Annotated in this window: 15 protein-coding genes; 10 read left to right on the top strand and 5 right to left on the bottom strand. The window is 57.2% G+C overall.

Translation table 11 applies throughout. From position 1 onward, the window contains the following. Positions 1 to 9: 9 nt before the first annotated feature. Together GTP23_RS14385 and GTP23_RS14390 are read left to right on the top strand one after the other, a co-directional pair. Positions 10 to 264 (top strand): YfhL family 4Fe-4S dicluster ferredoxin, encoded by a 255-nt coding sequence (locus tag GTP23_RS14385; RefSeq protein WP_155435613.1) that lies wholly within the window; start codon positions 10 to 12, stop codon positions 262 to 264. 137 nt (positions 265 to 401) lie between these two features. Then, on the top strand, positions 402 to 995 hold the full coding sequence (locus tag GTP23_RS14390) for a chalcone isomerase family protein (RefSeq protein ID WP_161035810.1): 594 nt from the start codon (positions 402 to 404) through the stop codon (positions 993 to 995). Between the two features lie 82 nt (positions 996 to 1,077). Here the strand turns inward: GTP23_RS14390 and GTP23_RS14395 are convergent, their stop codons facing one another. Beyond that, positions 1,078 to 1,359: a hypothetical protein gene (locus GTP23_RS14395; protein ID WP_229256110.1), complete on the bottom strand. Its 282-nt coding sequence runs from the start codon at positions 1,357 to 1,359 to the stop codon at positions 1,078 to 1,080. A gap of 167 nt (positions 1,360 to 1,526) precedes the next feature. On the opposite strand from GTP23_RS14395, the gene GTP23_RS14400 reads away from it, so the two are divergent. After that, entirely contained in the window at positions 1,527 to 2,495 is a 969-nt protein-coding gene (locus GTP23_RS14400) for a LysR family transcriptional regulator (protein ID WP_161035812.1), read from the top strand. Between the two features lie 20 nt (positions 2,496 to 2,515). Here the strand turns inward: GTP23_RS14400 and GTP23_RS14405 are convergent, their stop codons facing one another. Further along, positions 2,516 to 4,090 (bottom strand): methyl-accepting chemotaxis protein, encoded by a 1,575-nt coding sequence (locus tag GTP23_RS14405; protein ID WP_161035813.1) that lies wholly within the window; start codon positions 4,088 to 4,090, stop codon positions 2,516 to 2,518. A gap of 57 nt (positions 4,091 to 4,147) precedes the next feature. Further along, on the bottom strand, positions 4,148 to 4,603 hold the full coding sequence (locus tag GTP23_RS14410; protein ID WP_155435608.1) for an Lrp/AsnC ligand binding domain-containing protein: 456 nt from the start codon (positions 4,601 to 4,603) through the stop codon (positions 4,148 to 4,150). A 211-nt stretch (positions 4,604 to 4,814) separates the two neighbouring features. On the opposite strand from GTP23_RS14410, the gene putA reads away from it, so the two are divergent. Continuing rightward, complete coding sequence (putA, locus tag GTP23_RS14415; RefSeq protein ID WP_161035814.1) at positions 4,815 to 8,471, top strand: trifunctional transcriptional regulator/proline dehydrogenase/L-glutamate gamma-semialdehyde dehydrogenase; 3,657 nt, start codon at positions 4,815 to 4,817, stop codon at positions 8,469 to 8,471. Positions 8,472 to 8,537: 66 nt separating this feature from the next. On the opposite strand, the gene GTP23_RS14420 is transcribed toward putA, so the two are convergent. Together GTP23_RS14420 and GTP23_RS14425 are read right to left on the bottom strand one after the other, a co-directional pair. Continuing rightward, positions 8,538 to 9,230 (bottom strand): 5'-methylthioadenosine/adenosylhomocysteine nucleosidase, encoded by a 693-nt coding sequence (locus tag GTP23_RS14420; RefSeq protein WP_161035815.1) that lies wholly within the window; start codon positions 9,228 to 9,230, stop codon positions 8,538 to 8,540. 380 nt (positions 9,231 to 9,610) lie between these two features. Next, the gene (locus GTP23_RS14425; protein WP_161035816.1) at positions 9,611 to 12,244 is read right to left on the bottom strand and encodes a bifunctional diguanylate cyclase/phosphodiesterase; all 2,634 of its coding nucleotides are present in this window, start codon (positions 12,242 to 12,244) and stop codon (positions 9,611 to 9,613) included. A gap of 462 nt (positions 12,245 to 12,706) precedes the next feature. Between GTP23_RS14425 and GTP23_RS14430 the strand changes: the two genes are divergently transcribed. The 6 genes from GTP23_RS14430 to GTP23_RS14455 all read left to right on the top strand — a co-directional run bounded on the left by GTP23_RS14430 (position 12,707) and on the right by GTP23_RS14455 (position 19,281). After that, on the top strand, positions 12,707 to 13,744 hold the full coding sequence (locus GTP23_RS14430; protein WP_161035817.1) for an NAD(P)H-dependent flavin oxidoreductase: 1,038 nt from the start codon (positions 12,707 to 12,709) through the stop codon (positions 13,742 to 13,744). A gap of 37 nt (positions 13,745 to 13,781) precedes the next feature. Further along, complete coding sequence (locus GTP23_RS14435; protein WP_161035818.1) at positions 13,782 to 15,410, top strand: GMC family oxidoreductase; 1,629 nt, start codon at positions 13,782 to 13,784, stop codon at positions 15,408 to 15,410. A gap of 123 nt (positions 15,411 to 15,533) precedes the next feature. Continuing rightward, positions 15,534 to 16,304 carry an ABC transporter ATP-binding protein gene (locus GTP23_RS14440; RefSeq protein WP_155435602.1) on the top strand — a complete coding sequence of 257 codons (771 nt, stop codon included), beginning with the start codon at positions 15,534 to 15,536 and terminating at the stop codon, positions 16,302 to 16,304. After that, complete coding sequence (locus tag GTP23_RS14445; RefSeq protein ID WP_155435601.1) at positions 16,304 to 17,011, top strand: ABC transporter ATP-binding protein; 708 nt, start codon at positions 16,304 to 16,306, stop codon at positions 17,009 to 17,011. Before GTP23_RS14440 ends, GTP23_RS14445 begins: the two co-directional genes overlap by 1 nt. Positions 17,012 to 17,098: 87 nt before the next feature. Beyond that, a complete protein-coding gene (locus GTP23_RS14450) occupies positions 17,099 to 18,307 on the top strand; it encodes an ABC transporter substrate-binding protein (RefSeq protein ID WP_161035819.1) in 1,209 nt (402 codons plus the stop codon). A gap of 89 nt (positions 18,308 to 18,396) precedes the next feature. Then, positions 18,397 to 19,281 carry a branched-chain amino acid ABC transporter permease gene (locus GTP23_RS14455; protein WP_161035820.1) on the top strand — a complete coding sequence of 295 codons (885 nt, stop codon included), beginning with the start codon at positions 18,397 to 18,399 and terminating at the stop codon, positions 19,279 to 19,281. The last annotated feature ends 4 nt before the right edge of the window (positions 19,282 to 19,285 follow it).

The raw sequence follows: 19,285 nt of genomic DNA on the forward strand, positions 1-19,285 counted from the left end.
AGTACTAGCATGGCCTTAATGATTACCGACGACTGTATCAATTGCGACGTTTGCGAGCCCGAGTGCCCGAACGATGCGATTTTCATGGGCGCCGAGATTTACCAGATCCACCCTGATAAATGCACCGAATGCGTGGGTCACTTCGACGAGCCCCAGTGCCAGCAAGTGTGTCCCGTCAGCTGCATCCCCTTCAACCCTGCCATGCGGGAAAGCAAAGAAGAACTGCAAGCCAAGTTCGAACGCCTGCAGGCCGCCAAGGCCTGACAGGCCAGACCACCGTGCCGCAGCGGCCAAACAGGGCCGCGCGCACTTTTCCCTGCGTGATGCCACTCTAGCGGTGGTATATTCCGATCGAGTCCTGCCCGTCCTGTGCGCCGGCCCCTACCTTTCGGAGACCCTTTATGAAACGCAGAAATATCCTGAAAAGCCTCATTGCCGCCACCATGCTGGCCGGCAGCTTCTGCCTGCCCGCGCTGGCCGCGGTCGAGGTGGCGGGCGTCAAGTTTGACGACAGCATCAAAGTCGCAGGCAGCGAACTCAAACTCAATGGCGCCGGCGTGCGCACCAAAGTCATCTTCAAAGTCTATGCGGCCGGTCTCTACCTGACGGAAAAGAAAAGCAGCGTCGCCGACGTGCTGGCCACCAGCGGCCCGCGCCGCGTTGCCATCACCATGCTGCGCGAAGTCAGCTCGGAAGATTTCGGCAAAGCGTTCATGGACGGTCTGAACAACAACACCGACAAGAACGAGCGCACCCGCATCCTGCCGCAGACCATGAAGTTCGGCGAAGTATTTGCCCAGATTCCGGGCCTGAAAAAAGGCGACCAGCTGACGCTGGACTGGACTCCGGGCGAGGGCACCCAGTGCTACCTGAACGGGAAGAAAATCGGTGAACTGATGCCCGACGTGGCATTCTACAACGCCGTCCTGCGCATCTGGCTGGGTGAACATCCGGTCGATAGCGACCTGAAGCCAGCACTGTTAGGCGGAAAGTAAGTACCTACTTAGGGGCTCGCACCCTAACTTGTTTTGGCTGGCCAGAACGGACGCTCTGGCCGGTGAGATAGAACGATACCGCTTACACGCGCGAAGCGATCGCGCGCAGTTCAGCTACGTGGCTGGGTTCACCTTCGATGGAATTCAGCATACGCTTGAGCAGCATGGCGTCGCGCATCTGGCGGCGCTGCAGCTGTTCTTCCTTGCTCAGTTTCGGGCGCACCAGCAACATGGCGGCACGGCCCAGCCCCATCAGCAGAGGTTTGAACAGCAGCAGCAGGGCGCACACGGCACCGCTGGCCAGCGCCAGCTCGCCCGCGCTCACCAGCGAGATATTTTGTACAGCGGAAATCAGGGTAGACATGTGGTTACAAGGCATTTAGAATCAGACGGTACTATAGTGCAGTGCAACATAAGTATCCAATTTACTTCCCCGATAACAATTATTCATTTGGTGAATGGAATGCCGTATCATTGATAAAAAATGATATTTCTTCACCATTTCACGACCTGAGCCACGACTGAGCTGCCATGAGCTTCCTGACGCTAGACTTGAACCTGTTACGCGTCTTTGACGCCGTGATGACCGAGCAAAACCTGACCCGCGCGGCCGGCCATCTGGCCATGACGCAACCTGCCGTCTCCAACGCCATCAAGCGCCTGCGTGAAAGTCTGGGCGACGAATTACTGATCCGCACCGCCTATGGCGTGAAGCCCACGCCGCGCGCCGAATCGCTGTGGCCATCCGTGCGCAGCGCGCTGGCCAGTCTGGAAGCGGCAGTGGCACCGGAAACCTTCGATGTTTCGGCTGCCCACGCCACCTTCCGTATGGCCATGGCCGATGCCACCGCGGCTTTCTGGCTGCCGGCCCTGATGCGCTCGATCGAAAATGAAGCGCCGGGCGTGAATGTGCGCATGGTGCCGCTGACCACGCGTGAACCGCGCCCCATGCTGTTGCGCGGCGACATCGATCTGGCAGTGGGTTTCTTCCCCGGCGTGGCCGCCCAGCTGTCGTATGAAACGGGTTCGCCTATCCGCCACGAACGGCTGTATTCAGGCCATTATGTGTGCGTGATGCGGCGTGACCACCCGCTGTCGAAAGTCGATCTGACGCTGGACAACTATTGCGCCGCCAACCATTTGCTGGTGAGCTTCTCCGGCCGCGCCCACGGTCTGGTGGATGAAGCGCTGGCGCAGATCCAGCGCGAACGCCGCATTCTGCTGACGGTGAACCAGTTCTTCACGGCCGGACGGGTGGTGGCCAATTCCGACCTGATTACCGTGCTGCCGCGCCACCTGATTGCCTCGACGGGCATGACGGATGCGCTGATTTCCAAGGAATTGCCGTTCCAGCTGCCGGCCGTCCACCTCGACATGCTGTGGCACGAGCGCGATGCCCGCAGTCCGGCCCACAAATGGCTGCGCCGTCATCTGGAAGGCATGAACAGCGTGGCCCAGCGTACGGCGCCCGGTTCGGCGCCGCGTAGCGATACTTATTAAGCGCCGGCCGCCACAGCGTGCTAGCTGTGGCTGGAACGGTAGCCCACGCGGAAACCGCCCCAGTGGCGGCCATTCACATAGATAGGCACGGACAGGTCGTGCATCACTTCACCCGTATCGCGCTTGTAGGTCTGTAGCAAAAAGGGCTGGGTGCTGCTGCCGCAACGCTTGCCGGTACGGTCGCTGAAGATACGCTTGGTACGGTTATTCACCATATCGATCTCGTAATTGCCCGTCAGCGGCTGCGAGAATTTGCGGTTATGAGTGGGGAAATACCCGTTGTTATCCACCGCCCCCGCATACGCCAGCTGCGGCATGGCTTCCAGCACGGCCTCCTGCAGAGGTGGCAGTACCCGGTCGGTAAAGTCGTCGAAACGGGTTTTATGCTTGGGCGGATTGGTATTCGGTATCGGCGTGTAGTGGCGGTCGAACAGGGCTTCCTGCGTGATCTGGCCACTGGAGATAGCCGATTCGAACAGGCGCCCCACATCGCGCGCAGCCTGCTGGGCAGCTAGCCGGATCGGATCATGCGAGCTTTCGATGGCCGAGCTGCTGAGCGCGCGGGTAATCACTTCGGCCCGTTCGGCCAGAGCCTGCGCCGAGCCGGCCGCACGGGGCAGCTGCTGCTCGGTCGAGTGCAGGCTGTCGCGGATGCTGCTAACGCCTTGTGCAATGATTTCACTGGTATCCACATGCTCGCGCGCAGCATGGGCAATCTGGCCTATCTGCTGCTCCGAGACACCGGACGACTGTTCTATATTGCCCAGCAATCCATGCACTGTTTCCACATTGCCGGCCGCCACGTTCACGCTCTGGGCCAGCGTAGTCATGCCGCCGGCAGCCTGCTCGGCCTGCTGGTTAATTTCGCGCACCATGGCGCTGATTTCATCCGTGGCTTCCTTGGTCCGGAAAGCCAGCTGGCGTACTTCGTTAGCAACCACGGCAAATCCCCGGCCCTGTTCACCGGCGCGCGCCGCTTCGATCGCGGCATTCAGCGCCAGCAGATTGGTACGGGCGGAGATTTCGCTGATGGCTTCAGTAAAACTGTAGATTTTACGGGCATTGGTCTGCAGGCTGGCCATCATGGCCGCCGCGGTCTGGGCTTCCGAGCGTGCCGCCTTGATGCGCTGCAGCCCCAGATCAGCTTCATTGCGGCCAGCCACCGTCTCGCCTTTGACTTGCGCCGCAATGCGGGCTGCTTGTTCGGCATTGGCGGCAATCAGGCTGGACGCTTCGAGATTTTCCGTAGCGCGGTCGGCGATATCGGCGCTGGTGCCAACATCGAGCGCCACTTTGGCTTTGACGGAATCGACAAAGAAGGAGGTTTCCGCTGCGCCTATCATGATGGCGTCGATTTCATCGCCCACCACGCGGGCAAAGCTGCGCACCCCGTCCTCGCTACGGCGGCGCGTTTCCTGCCAGTAAATCAGCAGTGCAGCAGCTAGTGCAGCAGGGAAGCTCAACCCTGCTGTGGCCAGCAGGGATAGCTGGCTATCTGCAAGCCAGCCCGCAACAAGAGCAATCACCACTCCGAGCAGCGTTGCCGCGCCCAGACCAAGTCCCCTGAACAGCCAAGGCTGCTGTAAAAGCTTCATCTATCTCCCCCGTTACGGTGTGCAGCGGGAGAACGGAGTAAATTTCGTTCTCTGCTGCTATTTTATGGGCAACTTGGTGGTATTCTTCACCTCTTCCATAACGGCGTAAGTGTGGGTTTCACGTACGCCTTTCTGGAGCAGGGTTTTACCAAGGAATTCACGGTACGCTGCCATGTCCTTGACGCGGGCTTTAACCAAGTAATCGAAACCGCCAGCAACCATGTGGCATTCTAATACTTCTGGTATCAGCTGAACGCTATGTTTGAAGGCATCGAAGACTTCGGGCGTAGTGCGATCGAGCACTACCTCTATGAAAACGAGCAAGGAAACGTCCAGTAACTGGGGATTGAGCTGGGCCGTGTAACCCATGATGTAGCCGGATTCGTGCAGTTTGCGCACACGTTCCAGGCAGGCTGCTGGTGACAAGTTCACCCGCGCAGCCAGTTCTACGTTGCTGATGCGGCCATCGCTCTGCAATTCCATCAAGATTTTTTTACTGATCTTGTCTAGCATTTCCGGGGACTCCAAAATTAATATTATTTGGTTAAATTGTCTCACTAAAAACAATCTATTGCTAGCCCCTTGTATTACCAGAATTAATCCAGAAGAAATCGCTTTACAATCGAATCATCAGCAGTTCACTTCGAAACACGCTCGCCAGCACCCGCCGGTCGAGCGTTTTTTCTAATGTACGGCGCCAAAATTTCTTACTGAAAGTTATTCCATGTCCGCTGCCATCAGCCCCCGTTTTACCCCGTTCTCCGCGCTACAGGACGAGATCCTGCGCGATCCGATTCCCCTGCGTGCCGCTGTAACCGCCGCCTACCGGCGCGATGAAGTCAGCGCCGTGCAATGGCTGCTGGAACAGATAAGCAACAATGACGATGCCACCCTGAAACAGTCGCAGCAACTGGCCCATAAACTGGTCAGCTCGGTGCGCGCCCAGCGCACCCGCGCCTCCGGTGTGGACGCCCTGATGCACGAGTTTTCTCTGTCTTCCGAGGAAGGTGTGGCACTGATGTGTCTGGCCGAAGCACTGTTGCGTATTCCCGACAATGCCACGGCCGATCGGTTGATCGCCGACAAGATCAGCAAAGGTGACTGGCGCAAGCATCTGGGCGAATCGCCCTCGCTGTTCGTAAATGCCGCCACCTGGGGTCTGCTGATCACGGGCAAACTGGTCAGCACCAGCAGTGAAAATGGTCTGGGCTCGGCCCTGACCAAGCTGATTTCCAAGGGCGGCGAACCGCTGATCCGCAAAGGTGTAGATCTGGCCATGCGCATGCTGGGCAACCAGTTCGTGACGGGCCAGACCATCGATGAAGCCATCAAGAACGGCCAGACCAATGAAGCACGCGGCTACCGCTATTCCTACGACATGCTGGGTGAAGCGGCGCTGACGGAAGCGGACGCGAAAAATTATTACGCTTCCTACGAAACTGCTATCCACGCCATCGGCAAAGCCTCGAATGGGCGCGGCATCAAGAACGGCCCCGGCATTTCCGTCAAACTGTCGGCGCTGCATCCCCGTTACAGCCGGGCCCAGCGCCAGCGCGTCATGGAAGAACTGCTGCCACGCGTGCGCGCGCTGGTGCTGCTGGCCAAACAGTACAACATCGGTCTGAACATCGATGCGGAAGAAGCCGACCGTCTGGAACTCTCGCTCGACCTGATGGAAGCGCTGGCGCATGATCCGGCACTGGCCGGTTTCGAAGGCATAGGCTTCGTGGTGCAGGCTTACCAGAAACGCTGCCCGTTCGTGATCGATTACCTGATCGATCTGGCCAAACGCAGCGGCCGCAAATTCATGGTGCGTCTGGTCAAAGGCGCTTACTGGGATGCGGAAATCAAACGTGCCCAGGTCGATGGCATGAGCGGCTATCCCGTCTACACGCGCAAGGTCTACACCGACGTGTCGTATCTGGTATGCGCACAAAAACTGCTGGGCGCGACCAGCGTGATCTATCCGCAGTTCGCCACCCATAATGCGCAGACCCTGTCGACCATCTACACCTGGGCCAAGCGCGACGGCGTGACCGACTACGAATTCCAGTGCCTGCACGGCATGGGAGAATCGCTGTACGACCAGGTGGTGGGCAAGGACAATCTGGATAAAGCCTGCCGCATCTATGCGCCGGTCGGCACCCATGAAACGCTGCTGGCCTATCTGGTACGCCGCCTGCTGGAAAATGGCGCCAACTCGTCCTTCGTCAACCAGATCGTCGATGAAGCAATTCCCGTCGAATCGCTGATCAAGGATCCTGTTGCGCTGGCACGCGAGCAGGGTGGCCAGCCACACCGCGGCATTCCGCTGCCACTCGATATGTTTGGCGCAGAACGTAAAAACTCGTCCGGCTTCGATCTGGCCAATGAGAATGTGCTGCGCCGTGTTGCCGCCGAACTGGCCGAACCACGCAGCTGGTACGCCACGCCGCTGCTGGCCGGCGGTGTCAGCGCCGGCCAGCCGGTACAGAACGTGACCAACCCGGCCCAGCGCAGCGATGTAGTGGGTCAGCTGGTAGAAGCCAGCGCTGCCGATGTGGAAACGGCGCTGGCCAGCGCCAGCCAGTTCGCCATGGACTGGCAGGTTACGGAACCGGCCATCCGCGCTGCTGCACTGGAACGCGCCGCCGAACTATTCGAAACCAATGCCATGGAGCTGATGACACTGGCCATCCGCGAAGCAGGCAAATCGCTGCCGAACGCCATTGCCGAACTGCGCGAAGCAGTCGACTTCCTGCGCTACTACGCCAGCGAAGTGCGCGGCGGCACGAATACGCTGGCGCTCGGCCCCGTCACCTGTATCAGCCCGTGGAACTTCCCGCTGGCGATTTTCACCGGTCAGGTTGCCGCCTCGCTGGCTGCCGGCAATGTGGTACTGGCCAAACCGGCCGAACAGACCCCGCTGATTGCCCACCGTGCCGTAGAACTGCTGCACGAAGCCGGCGTTCCGCGCGCCGCACTGCAATTCCTGCCCGGCCGCGGTGAAGTGGTCGGTGCCGCCCTGACGGCCGATAGCCGCATCAAAGGCGTAATCTTCACCGGCTCAACCGAAGTGGCCCAGCTGATCAACCGCACGCTGGCCAAGCGTGCCATCAGCGAAAACATCGACATTCCGCTAATCGCTGAAACAGGTGGCCAGAACGCCATGATCGTGGATTCCTCGGCCCTGCCCGAGCAGGTGGTGCAGGATGCAATTTCGTCCGCTTTCGATAGCGCCGGCCAGCGCTGCTCGGCACTGCGTGTACTGTTCCTGCAGGAAGATATCGCCGACAAGACCATCAAAATGCTGAAAGGCGCTATGCAGGAGCTGAAGGTGGGCAGCCCCGATCGTCTGGTAACCGACATTGGCCCGGTAATCGATGCGGAAGCCCAGCAGAATCTGCTTTCCCACATCAACAAGCTGAAAGCCACGGCACTCAACTACTTCTCGCTTGATCTGCCTGCCCACGTCACGTCGGCCGGTACCTTCGTGCCGCCTACGGTGCTGGAAATCCGCTCGCTGGAAGAACTCACGCAGGAAGTGTTCGGTCCCGTACTGCACGTAATCCGCTACAAGCGCGCCGATCTGCCCAAGCTGGTCGACCAGATCAACGGCAGCGGCTTCGGCCTGACGCTGGGCGTGCATTCGCGCATCGATGAAACCATCGACTACATTACCAGCCGCGCGCATGTGGGCAATATCTACGTGAACCGTAATATTGTAGGCGCCGTCGTCGGTGTTCAGCCCTTCGGTGGCGAAGGCAAATCGGGCACGGGCCCGAAAGCCGGCGGCCCGCTCTACCTGAAACGTCTGCAACGCGATGCCGTTTCCAGCCATGCCAGCGCCGTCAGTGATTCGCCTGCGCTTGATACGCTCAAAGCCTGGGCCAGCACCCATGGCCACGACCATCTGGCCCAACTGGCGGAAGCCTATGGCCGCCAGACGCAACTGGGCCAGCTGACGCTGTTGCCGGGGCCTACGGGTGAGCGCAACACGCTGGCACTGGTGGCCCGTGGTGCGATCGCCTGTGCCGCTAGCAGCCAGCCTGTGCTGCTCAACCAGCTGGCCGCCACGCTGGCAACCGGCAATATCGCGCTGATGAGCACGGAAACGGCGCAAGCTCTGCCGAATGATCTGCCTGCGGCTATCAAAGACCGGATACAGGTGATTGCCCAGCTCGATCACTTCGATGCCGAGTTCCAGATCGCCCTGGTGGAATCGGCCCTGACGGCCAGCCTGCGCAGCCGCCTGGCTGCCCGTGAGGGCGCGCTGGTAGGCGTGATCGACACCAATGCCAACGATGCCATCCCGCTGTGGCGTCTGCTGGCCGAGCGTGCCCTGTGCGTCAACACCACTGCGGCGGGCGGCAATGCCAGCCTGATGACGCTGGACGCATAAGCCTAGCGCTGTATATACCGATTACCTGTTGCTGTCTTAAGGCCGGAAGAAATTCCGGCCTTTTTTTTAAGCTTTCGCTTTGCAGAAGTTTTCGATGATGTCGTAGGCGTAGCGCGAAGCGACGGTTTTTACAAAACGCATGAAATCGACGGCTGCATCATCATTGGCGTTATCGGATATGGTGCGGATCACGGCAAACGGGATACCCAGCTCGAAACATACCTGGGCCACAGCGGCGCCTTCCATTTCCACTGCCAGAATATCGGGTATAGCCTCTTTCAAGGCGACGATCTGCTGACGTTTGCCGATAAATTGATCACCACTGGCAATCAGGCCGCGATGCACCCGTCCGGTTTTCTCCGCTGCAGCGGCTAATCGCTCCGTCAGGGCGCGGTCGCTGGCAAACCGGGTCAGTCCGGTCAGAGGGATTTCAAAACGGGGAAACAATGGGCTGGCATCGAAGTCATGCTGGATCAGATCTTCCGCCACGACGATATCGCCCACATGGACGTTTTTATCCCCGCTACCGGCCACCCCGGTAAAGATGATGTGGGTAACTTCGAACTTTTCCACAAGGATGGCAGCTGTCATGGCCGCAGCAACCTTGCCTATACGCGATAAAACGCACACAGCGTCGATTTCCCACAGTTTTCCGGCTGTGTACTCGCGCATGCCGTGAAAACGCTTGTAGGAGCTCTCCATGGCTTCTATCAAGCCATGCTGTTCTTCCGCCAACGCACTGATGATGCCTAAACGCATACTTTTTTCCCTGAGGTCTGTGGATGAATCACGATTTTTCCACAGACGAGTGCTTAAAACGGTGCATTTTAAGGCGTTTCTTATGCGTCAGTGGCTATTCAGATAGCAAGCAGGGCTCCAGATTTCACGCATAGTTCGCGTTTTCGCGGTTTAGTAGTTTACAAAAGTTTTATATAAAAATAGTAGTAGTAGTAAACGTATAAGTAGCTGTGGATAAGTCTTGTATACGTTTACAAATCATTTGTTTACGCGAAAGATAAGGATCTGCATAAGCGCTGTACCATTTCAGGAGCAATTCTGTATAAAATGCGGCCGTTTGGAAAACTTTGTCCTTACTCACAACTCGTCCTGTGGATATTCAGCGAGTTATTCACAGACGCCTAGCCGTCTTTTAGCTTTTCTTCCAGTTCAGCGCCTGAAATGGGGCGGGAAAACAGATATCCCTGACCCAGATCGCAACCTGCCTGCTGCAACATCGCCAGTTGTTCCGGTGTTTCTATGCCTTCCGCGATGACTTTGATATCGAGCTTGTGCGCCATCACGATAATGGCTTCCCACAATGCATGGCCGGACCGCTCAGGGCTAATATCCGTGATCAGTGTCCGGTCCAGTTTGATGTAATCGACGTTGAAACGTTTAAGGAAGGCTACCGAGCAATAGCCAGTACCAAAATCATCGAGAGAAATCTGCATATGGGCTTGCTGGAATGCGACCAGCCGCTGGGCTACCTGATAGGTGCTATCGAGCAGCAGGTTTTCCGTCACTTCGATGATGATGTTTTCCGCTGGAACCTCCAGTTCACGCAAGAGCTCCAGCCAGCTCTGGTAGTTGCTGCCGTTTTCACGGAATTGCCAGGCTGATTTATTGACGCCGATCTGGAAATTTTCATGGCCTGACTGGCGCAGGCGCTGCAGCTCGCGGGCCGTCTGCTGGAAAACCCAGTCGCCGATTTCGACGATCATGCCGCTACTTTCGGCAATGCTGATGAATTCTGCCGGATTGAGCAGGCCCCGTTCCGGATGTTCCCAACGCACCAGCGCTTCCGCTTTGCAGATTTTTCCCGTTTGCAGATCGACGATAGGCTGGAACAATAGGCGCAGTTCGTTGCGTGCCACTGTTGCGCGCAATTCACTGATCAGTTCCATCCTGACCTGCGTAGCTTCCTGCATATAGGGCGCGAAATAGTGGAAGCGGTTACGGCCTTCCTGTTTGGCGATATACATTGCCTGATCGGCATTTTTGATTAAAGTTTCAGCATCCTTGCCATCTTCGGGATAAAGCGTGATGCCTATGCTGCTGGAAACATGGGCCGTCTGTTCATCCAGTTCAAACGGCGTGCTCATCTGGCGCAGAATTTCCTGGGCAATCCGCGCTACATCGCTGGCGTTGCGCAACTCGCTGAGGATAATGGTGAATTCATCGCCGCCCAGCCGGGAAACGATATCGGTGCCACGTACACAGGCAGTCAGACGCTGTGCGACTTTTTTGAGCAGCAGATCGCCCTGATCGTGGCCCAGCGTGTCATTGACCTGTTTGAAATGGTCCACATCGAGGAATACCAGCGCCATCGGTAATTTCGAGCGCTCGGTTTTCTTCATTTCCTGGCGCAAATGCTCATGAAACATACGCCGGTTCGACAGGCTAGTCAGCGCATCGAAATTGGCCTGGCGCCAGATCAGTTCTTCCGACGCCTTTTTCTTGGTGATATCTCTCAACAACGCCACATGCCGGATGGGATTACCCACTTCATCAAACACAGTGTTGACCCGCATGGAAACAAGGAAAGTATCGCCATCCTTATGCTGTTGCCAGATTTCGCCTTCCCATTCGCCATGCTCGAGTATGGATTCATACATGCGATCGAACACGCTCTGTTCTTGCTGGCCAGCAGCCAGTTCATAGCCGCGATGGTCGATCAGGTCTTTTTCCAGATAACCGTACAACAGAGAAAAGGCCGGATTTACTGTCAGAATCTTGCCTTCCACATCCGTCACCATCATGGCTTCGCTGCTGTTCTGAAATAGCAGGGCAGCCAGGCGCATGGATTCTTCGTTGGCACGAAGTTTTTTCTCCATTTCGCTGCTGGCAACATACAGTGCGCGGTAGCGCTGTTCGCGTTCTTCCTGCCGGCGGTAGGTACGCAGAGAAAAATGTCCGGCGCCTATCATCAGCAGCAAAAGAACCGTCAATCCGGCACCGGCGATCAGATAGTTCTGTTGCAGTATGCGGTTAGCTTCCGCGTCATTACTTCCCACTACGATAATCAGCGGCATATCGTCCAGTGCCCGATAACTATAGACCCGCTGCAAGCCATCAATGGTACTGACATCGCGATAGGTTCCCGTACTGCTGCGCTGCAAAGATTCGAACAATCGGCTAGGCGACAGGTTGCGTCCGAAGGACGAGATGAAATTGGGTACGCGTACGATGATTTTGCCTTGGCCGTGGATCAGGGCGATCACGATGTCCGTATCAAAACGCGAATTTTCAAACACCGTCACAAAGCGTTCGATATTCACGGGAGCGACTATCACACCCAGAAACTCTCCTTTGTCGTTTTCCACTCGCCGGCTAAGGAACAGCATGGGGATTTTCTTGACTGGCGTCAGTATCGGTTCACCAATGTAAAGGCGACCGCGCATATTGCTATCAAGATGGACTTTGAAAAAGTCCTTGTCCTGGTATTGCATGTGCGCCAGTTTGCTGCCATCGGATGAAGCGATGCTGTTGCCGTGGTTATCCAGAAAAATAATGGTGTAGTCACCTCTGAAATTGGCGTTATGGGAAGACAGTAATTCCGACATGGTGGCGCTCGAACGACTTTGCTGGCGCGTCAGTACCTTGATGGCACTGGAAAAACTGAGCAAAGAGAGGTCGACCGACTGGATGGAATACAGCACATGGGCTTCCATCGCTTTGGCGTAGTGTTCGGTCTGGCTGCGAACGGCGTGTTCGCGTTCATTGTAGCTGGTGCGGAATTGGGAAATGACGACGGCGATAGCCAGTATTGCCATCAAAAAAAGGCCAGTCAGCAAGCGTCGCCGGAATTTCAAATAGCCGGACGACCGTTGATTGTTGCGCAATTCAGGCAAGTCATCTCCGGCAAAGGCTTTGTTGCTTTACGAAATGAGGCTAACGCTATTTATACCGAATTCCTATTTCGTAGTCATGGAATTTTTTCGCTTTTGGGTAGTGTCGCCTGCGGCTTTTGCGGTTATGGTTTACTTTAAAGATGTATACATAAAAAATAGTAGTAGTTGTTAACGTAGACACTATTCTGTGGATAAGTCTTCATTTCGGATTAAAATCAGCTGTTTACGAGCTGCATAAGCAGGCGAGCAAGCCGTGTATGAGCAGAGAACTGTTTTGGGATAAGAAAAAGCCTATTCCCAATAGTTTTGTTTACTCACATTCGGTGCCTGTGGATATCCAAACACTTATCCACAGAAGATTTCGCCTAAAAAGTGAGAAATCTGATGAAGCTCGCAACAGTTTTTCCCCATCCCATAGTGCAAGGCCCTACTGCGGGCGGCTGTAATACGCCTGCTCAGGTGGCCGCTGTGTCGAATGCGGGGGCATTGGGCAGTCTGGCCTGTTCATTACTGAGTCCCGACGCTATCCGTATTCAGACAGAACAGATCCGTGCACTGACGGATAGGCCGTTCTGTCTGAATTTTTTTGTGCTGGAAACACCGCAACCTGATCCAGCGCAGGTGGCGCAGGGTATTGAATATTTACGGCCGGTCTGGTCGGCGCTGGGCTGGACGGAACTGCCTGCGCCGGCCAAATGGTGTGAAGATTTCGCTGCCCAGTTCGAAACTCTGCTGGCTTTGCGGCCTGCTGTCGCCAGCTTTACTTTCGGGATTTTGAGCGAAGAACAGATCAGAAGGCTGCATGATGCCGGCATATTGGTAGTAGGTACTATTACCCATGTGGCTGAGGCTCTGGCCTGGCAGGAACGCGGCGCCGATGCGGTGATCGCTTCCGGCATCGAAGCGGGCGGCCATCGCGGCACTTTCATCGGCCGGCAAGAGGATGCCCGGCAGGGCATAGACCAGTTGTTGCCTGAGGTGGTAGCTGCACTCAACATTCCTGTGATTGCTGCCGGCGGCTTTATGACGGGCGCCGACATTAAGCGGGCCTTGCGGGCCGGCGCCCAGGCGGTGCAGATGGGTACGGCGTTTCTGGCCTGTAGCGAATCGGCCATACCGGCGATTTACAAGCAGCGCCTGCTTGATGCAGGTGATCATCCTACCCGTTTGACCCGCAGTTTTTCCGGCCGCTATGCGCGCGGTCTGGACAACCGATTCATGCAGGTGATGGCGCCGCATGAACAGCAGGTGCCGCCTTACCCTATCCAGAATGCGCTGACGGGCGCGATCCGTGCCGAGGCGGCCCGACGGGGCGAGACGGAATGGATGTCGCTCTGGTGCGGCACTGGGGTAGCCCGCATCCGTAGCCTGCCCGCTGCACAATTAATCAGCGCTTTACTGGCGGAGATCGCTGCCGCCTGACGGGAATACAAAAAATACGATGCTGGAAGGAGACGCTTTGGATTCTGCAGGTACGTACGATTACATCATCATCGGTGCCGGTTCTGCCGGCTGTGTGCTGGCCAACCGGCTGAGCGCTGACAGTAGCAAGCGCGTGCTGTTGCTGGAAGCGGGTGGCAAGGACGATTATCTGTGGATTCATATTCCCGTCGGTTATCTGCACTGTATCGACAATCCTCGCACAGACTGGCGCTACCGTACGGAAGCTGATGCCGGCCTGAACGGACGCAGCTTGCTGTATCCGCGCGGTAAAGTACTGGGCGGCTGCTCTTCCATCAACGGCATGATCTACATGCGTGGCCAGCGCGAAGATTATGAGCGTTGGGCCGAGCTGGCCGATGACGCTAGCTGGCGCTGGTCGTCCGTGCTGGAACTGTTCAAGAAGAGCGAGGATTACCACGGTGGCGCGTCCGAACTGCACGGTGCCGGTGGCTTGTGGCGAGTGGAAAAACAACGTTTGTCGTGGCAGGTGCTCGATGCTTTCCGTGACGCGGCGGAGCAGACGGGCATTGCCAAGGTTGATGATTTCAATCGCGGCGACAATGCCGGTTGCGGCTATTTCGAGGTTAATCAGCGACGCGGCATACGCTGGAATACTGCCAAGGCTTTCCTCAAACCGGCCATGCAGCGGCCGAATCTGACCATCATGACCGGGTGTCACGTGGAACGGCTGCAGATAGAAAATGAGGCGAGGGGAGCGGTGTGCCGCGGTGTGATCTTTACCTCGAGTGGCAGCCGCTACAGTGCTCAGGCGGCGCAGGAAACCGTGCTGGCGGCCGGCGCCATCGGTTCGCCGCAGATACTCCAGTGTTCCGGCATCGGTGCGGCGGCCATGCTGCGTCAGCTGGAGATCAAGCCGCAGCTCGATTTACCGGGGGTCGGCGAAAATCTGCAGGACCATCTGCAGCTGCGCATGATATTCAAACTCGGTGGCAAGGCCCGCACGCTCAACACCATGGCGGCGACAGCGTGGGGCAAGTTCCGCATCGGCCTCGAATATGCGCTGTTCCAGAGCGGGCCGATGTCGATGGCGCCTTCCCAGCTAGGCGCGTTTGCCCGTTCCGATCTCGGCCAGGCTACGCCGAATCTGCAATACCACGTGCAGCCCTTGTCGCTGGAAAAGTTCGGCGATCCGCTGCACGCTTTCCCTGCCTTTACGGCCAGCGTGTGCAATCTGCGCCCGACGGCCCGCGGCCATGTGCGTATCGCCAGCGCCGATAGCTATGCCGCACCGAAAATCGCGCCCATGTATCTGAGCACGCCGGAAGACCGCAAAGTGGCGGCCGATGCACTGGCACTGACGCGCCGCATCGTGGCCGCACCCGCCATGCAGCAGTACACGCCGGAAGAATACAAACCCGGGGTGGCATACCAGACGGAACAGGAGCTAGCCCACGCCGCCGGTAACATCGGCACGACCATTTTCCATCCGGTGGGCACCTGCAAAATGGGACGGCGCGATGACCCGATGGCGGTAGTCGATAGCAGCTTGCGTGTAATCGGGGTACAGAATTTGCGGGTGGCCGATGCCTCCATCATGCCCTTTATTACCTCGGGCAATACCAATTCTCCTACCGTGATGATTGCCGAGAAAGCAGCAGAGTTGATCATTTCGGGACGGAAATGAATCGTTGCGTACGCTAGGGTTAGATCAAAAGTTAACCGTAGTTATACTGTATTGTTAGCCAATTTGTTACTGTGTATGATCGAAAAAAATAAGTAGTTTGAGAAAAAATTACTAGGAGACAGGATGTCTGGCTTTATTCTGGAGACCAAGCATCTGACCAAGGAATTCAAAGGATTCACTGCGGTCAATGATGTAAACCTGAAAGTACAGCGCGGCCACATCCACGCGCTGATCGGCCCCAACGGGGCCGGTAAAACCACGTGCTTCAATCTGCTGACTAAGTTTCTGGTACCCACTTCGGGCCAGATACTTTTCAACGGCAAGGACATCACGGCCGCCAAACCGGCCCAGATCGCCCGCATGGGCGTGATCCGTTCTTTCCAGATTTCAGCCGTTTTCCCCCACCTGACGGTGTTGCAGAATGTCCGCATCGGCCTGCAGCGCCAGCTCGGCAACAGTTTCAATTTCTGGCAGAGCGAACGTTCCCTGAATGCGCTCAACGACCGTGCCATGCAGTTGCTGGCCGATGTAGATCTGAGCGAGTTCGCCGACACCATTACGGTGGATATGCCCTACGGCCGCAAGCGTGCACTCGAAATTGCCACCACCCTGGCGATGGAACCGGAACTGATGCTGCTCGATGAACCGACCCAGGGCATGGGCCACGAAGATGTGCACCGCGTGACGGAGCTGATCAAGAAGGTGTCGGCCGGGCGCACCATTTTGATGGTGGAACACAATATGAAAGTGGTGTCCGGTATCTGCGACAAAATTTCAGTGTTGCAGCGGGGCGCCATGCTGGCCGAAGGCAGTTACGCGGAAGTCTCAAGCAATGCGCAGGTGATGGAAGCCTATATGGGCACGGAAGCCACAGTGCTGGAAGGAGCGCACTGATGACGGCCGCACTGGAAATTTCCAAGCTTCATACCTGGTATGGCGAATCGCATATTCTGCACGATGTGAATCTGGTGGTGCAGCCCGGTGAAGTGGTTACGCTGCTGGGCCGCAATGGCGCCGGCCGTACCACCACGCTGCGCGCCATCATGGGTCTGACGGGGGCCCGCACGGGTTCCATCAAGATCAACGGTGTAGAGGCGCTGGGCCTGCCTACCCACAAGATCGCCCATCTGGGCGTGGGCTACTGCCCCGAGGAACGGGGCATCTTTTCCTCGCTGTCGACGGAAGAAAACCTGCTGCTACCGCCGCAACTGGCGACGGGCGAAAAAGGCATGTCGGTGGACGAGATCTACGCCATGTTTCCCAATCTGGCCGAGCGCAAACATAGCCAGGGCACCCGGCTGTCCGGTGGCGAACAGCAGATGCTGGCGGTGGCGCGCATCCTGCGTACGGGCGCACGCTTGCTGCTGCTCGACGAGATTTCGGAAGGGCTGGCACCCGTCATCGTACAAGGGCTGGCGCGCATGATTACCACCCTCAAAGCCAAGGGCTACACCATCGTCATGGTGGAACAGAATTTCCGGTTTGCCGCACCGCTGGCGGACCGGTTCTACGTGATGGAACACGGTCAGATAGTCGAGACTTTTGTTGCATCGGAATTGAGCGCGAAGATGCCGGTACTGACCGAGCTACTGGGCGTCTAGGTCAATTTAGCAAATTAAGTAAGTGAAGCAGGTTCTGGTCTGTGTAAAACAATAAGCAAGCACACCTTTTTTAGAGACGGAGACACCATGAAACTCAAAGCCATCACCCTTGCAGCGACTGCTGCCTGCACTTTCGGCCTGTCCTTTGCCGCGCAGGCCCAGGTATCGGGCGACACCATCAAGATCGGTCTGATTACCGACATGTCCGGTCTGTATGCCGATATCGACGGTGCCGGTGGCGCCGAAGCCATCAAGATGGCGATAGCCGATGCAGGTGTCGTCATTGCCGGTAAAAAAGTCGAGTTCATTTCCGCCGACCACCAGAACAAGGCTGATATTGCCGCCTCCAAAGCACGCGAATGGTTCGACCAGCAGGGCGTGGACATGCTGGTTGGTGGCACCAACTCGGGCGCCAATCTGGCCATGGCCAAAGTGGCCGCCGAGAAGAAAAAAGTCTTCATTTCCATCGGTGCCGGTTCGGCCCGTCTGACCAATGAGGAATGCACGCCTTACACCATCCACTACGCCTACGACACCATCGCGCTGGCACGCGGTACGGGCGGTGCGATTGTGAAGCAGGGCGGCAAGAACTGGTATTTCCTGACGGCTGACTATGCCTTCGGTGCGTCGCTGGAAAAAGATACTTCGGAGGTGGTCAAGTCCTCGGGCGGTAAAGTGCTGGGCGCCGTCAAGCACCCGCTGTCGGCTTCCGACTTCTCGTCCTTCCTGCTGCAGGCCCAGTCCTCGGGCGCGCAGATACTGGGGCTGGCCAATGCCGGTGGCGATGCCATCAACTCCATCAAGGCCGCCAACGAATTCGGCATCACCAAGAAAATGAAGCTGGCCGGTCTGCTGATCTTCATCAACGATATCCACTCGCTGGGCCTGAACATGACCCAGGGCATGTATCTGACTGACGGCTGGTACTGGGATGCGAATGCCGAAACCCGCGCCTGGTCGAAACGCTATTTCGAGAAGATGAAGAAAGAGCCTTCGATGCTGCAGGCTGCCGACTACTCGGCCGCCAGCAACTACCTGAAAGCCGTGAAAGCTGTCGGCACGGATGATACGGAAAAAGTCATGGCCTACCTGAAAGCCAACAAGATCAACGACATGTTCGCCAAGAACGGCGTGATCCGTCCGGACGGCCGCATGGTGCACGATATGTATCTGATGGAAGTGAAGAAGCAGTCGGAATCGAAGTACCCATGGGACTACTACAAAGTGGTGGCCACCATACCGGGTGATCAGGCTTACGCCACCAAGGCGGAAACCAAATGCTCACTGTGGAAATAAGCTGAGTTGTGCACAGGCCGGAGCGTCTCCGGCCGTTTCCCTGCTTCACGCCTGCCCGTCCGGGCGGGCGATCTTTATATTGTGATCTCATGGAAATCTTCGGCGTTCCTTTGCCTGCGATGCTGAGCCAGTTACTACTGGGGCTCGTCAATGGCTCGTTCTACGCAATGCTGTCGCTCGGTCTGGCCGTGATTTTCGGCCTGCTGAACGTGATTAACTTTTCCCACGGCGCGCTGTACATGATGGGCGCGTTTCTGGCGTGGATGGGCATGGCGTATTTCGGCCTCAATTACTGGGTGATGCTGGTGCTGGCACCGCTGATCGTGGGCGTGTTCGGCGTCGTCATCGAAAAGACCATGCTGCGCTGGCTGTACAAGCTTGACCACCTGTATGGCCTGCTGCTGACCTTCGGCATTACCTTGCTGCTGGAAGGCGTATTCCGCTCGTTCTACGGCGTTTCGGGCCAGCGTTTCGAAGTGCCGGAAGCACTGGCGGGAGCGACCGACCTCGGCTTCATGATGCTGCCGAATTACCGCGCCTGGGTGGTGCTGGCGTCGCTGGCCGTCTGTCTCGGTACCTGGTTTGTGATCGAAAAAACCAAGCTGGGCGCCTATCTGCGCGCCGGTACGGAAAACCCCAAGCTGGTGGAAGCGTTCGGCATCAATGTGCCGCTGATGGTCACCCTGACCTATGGCTTTGGCGTGGCACTGGCCGGTTTCGCCGGCGTGCTGGCCGCGCCCGTGATCCAGGTGCAGCCGTTGATGGGGCAGAACCTGATTATCGTGGTGTTCGCCGTGGTGGTGATCGGCGGCATGGGCTCGATTATCGGCTCCATCCTGACGGGGCTGGGGCTGGGCGTGATCGAAGGCCTGACCAAAGTGTTCTATCCCGAGTTTTCTTCGACCGTGGTATTTCTGGTGATGGTGATCGTGCTGCTGATCCGTCCTGCCGGCCTGTTCGGTAAAGAAAAATAAGAGG

This window comes from Duganella fentianensis, from assembly GCF_009857835.1.
Classification (GTDB): Bacteria; Pseudomonadota; Gammaproteobacteria; order Burkholderiales; family Burkholderiaceae_D; genus Rugamonas; species Rugamonas fentianensis.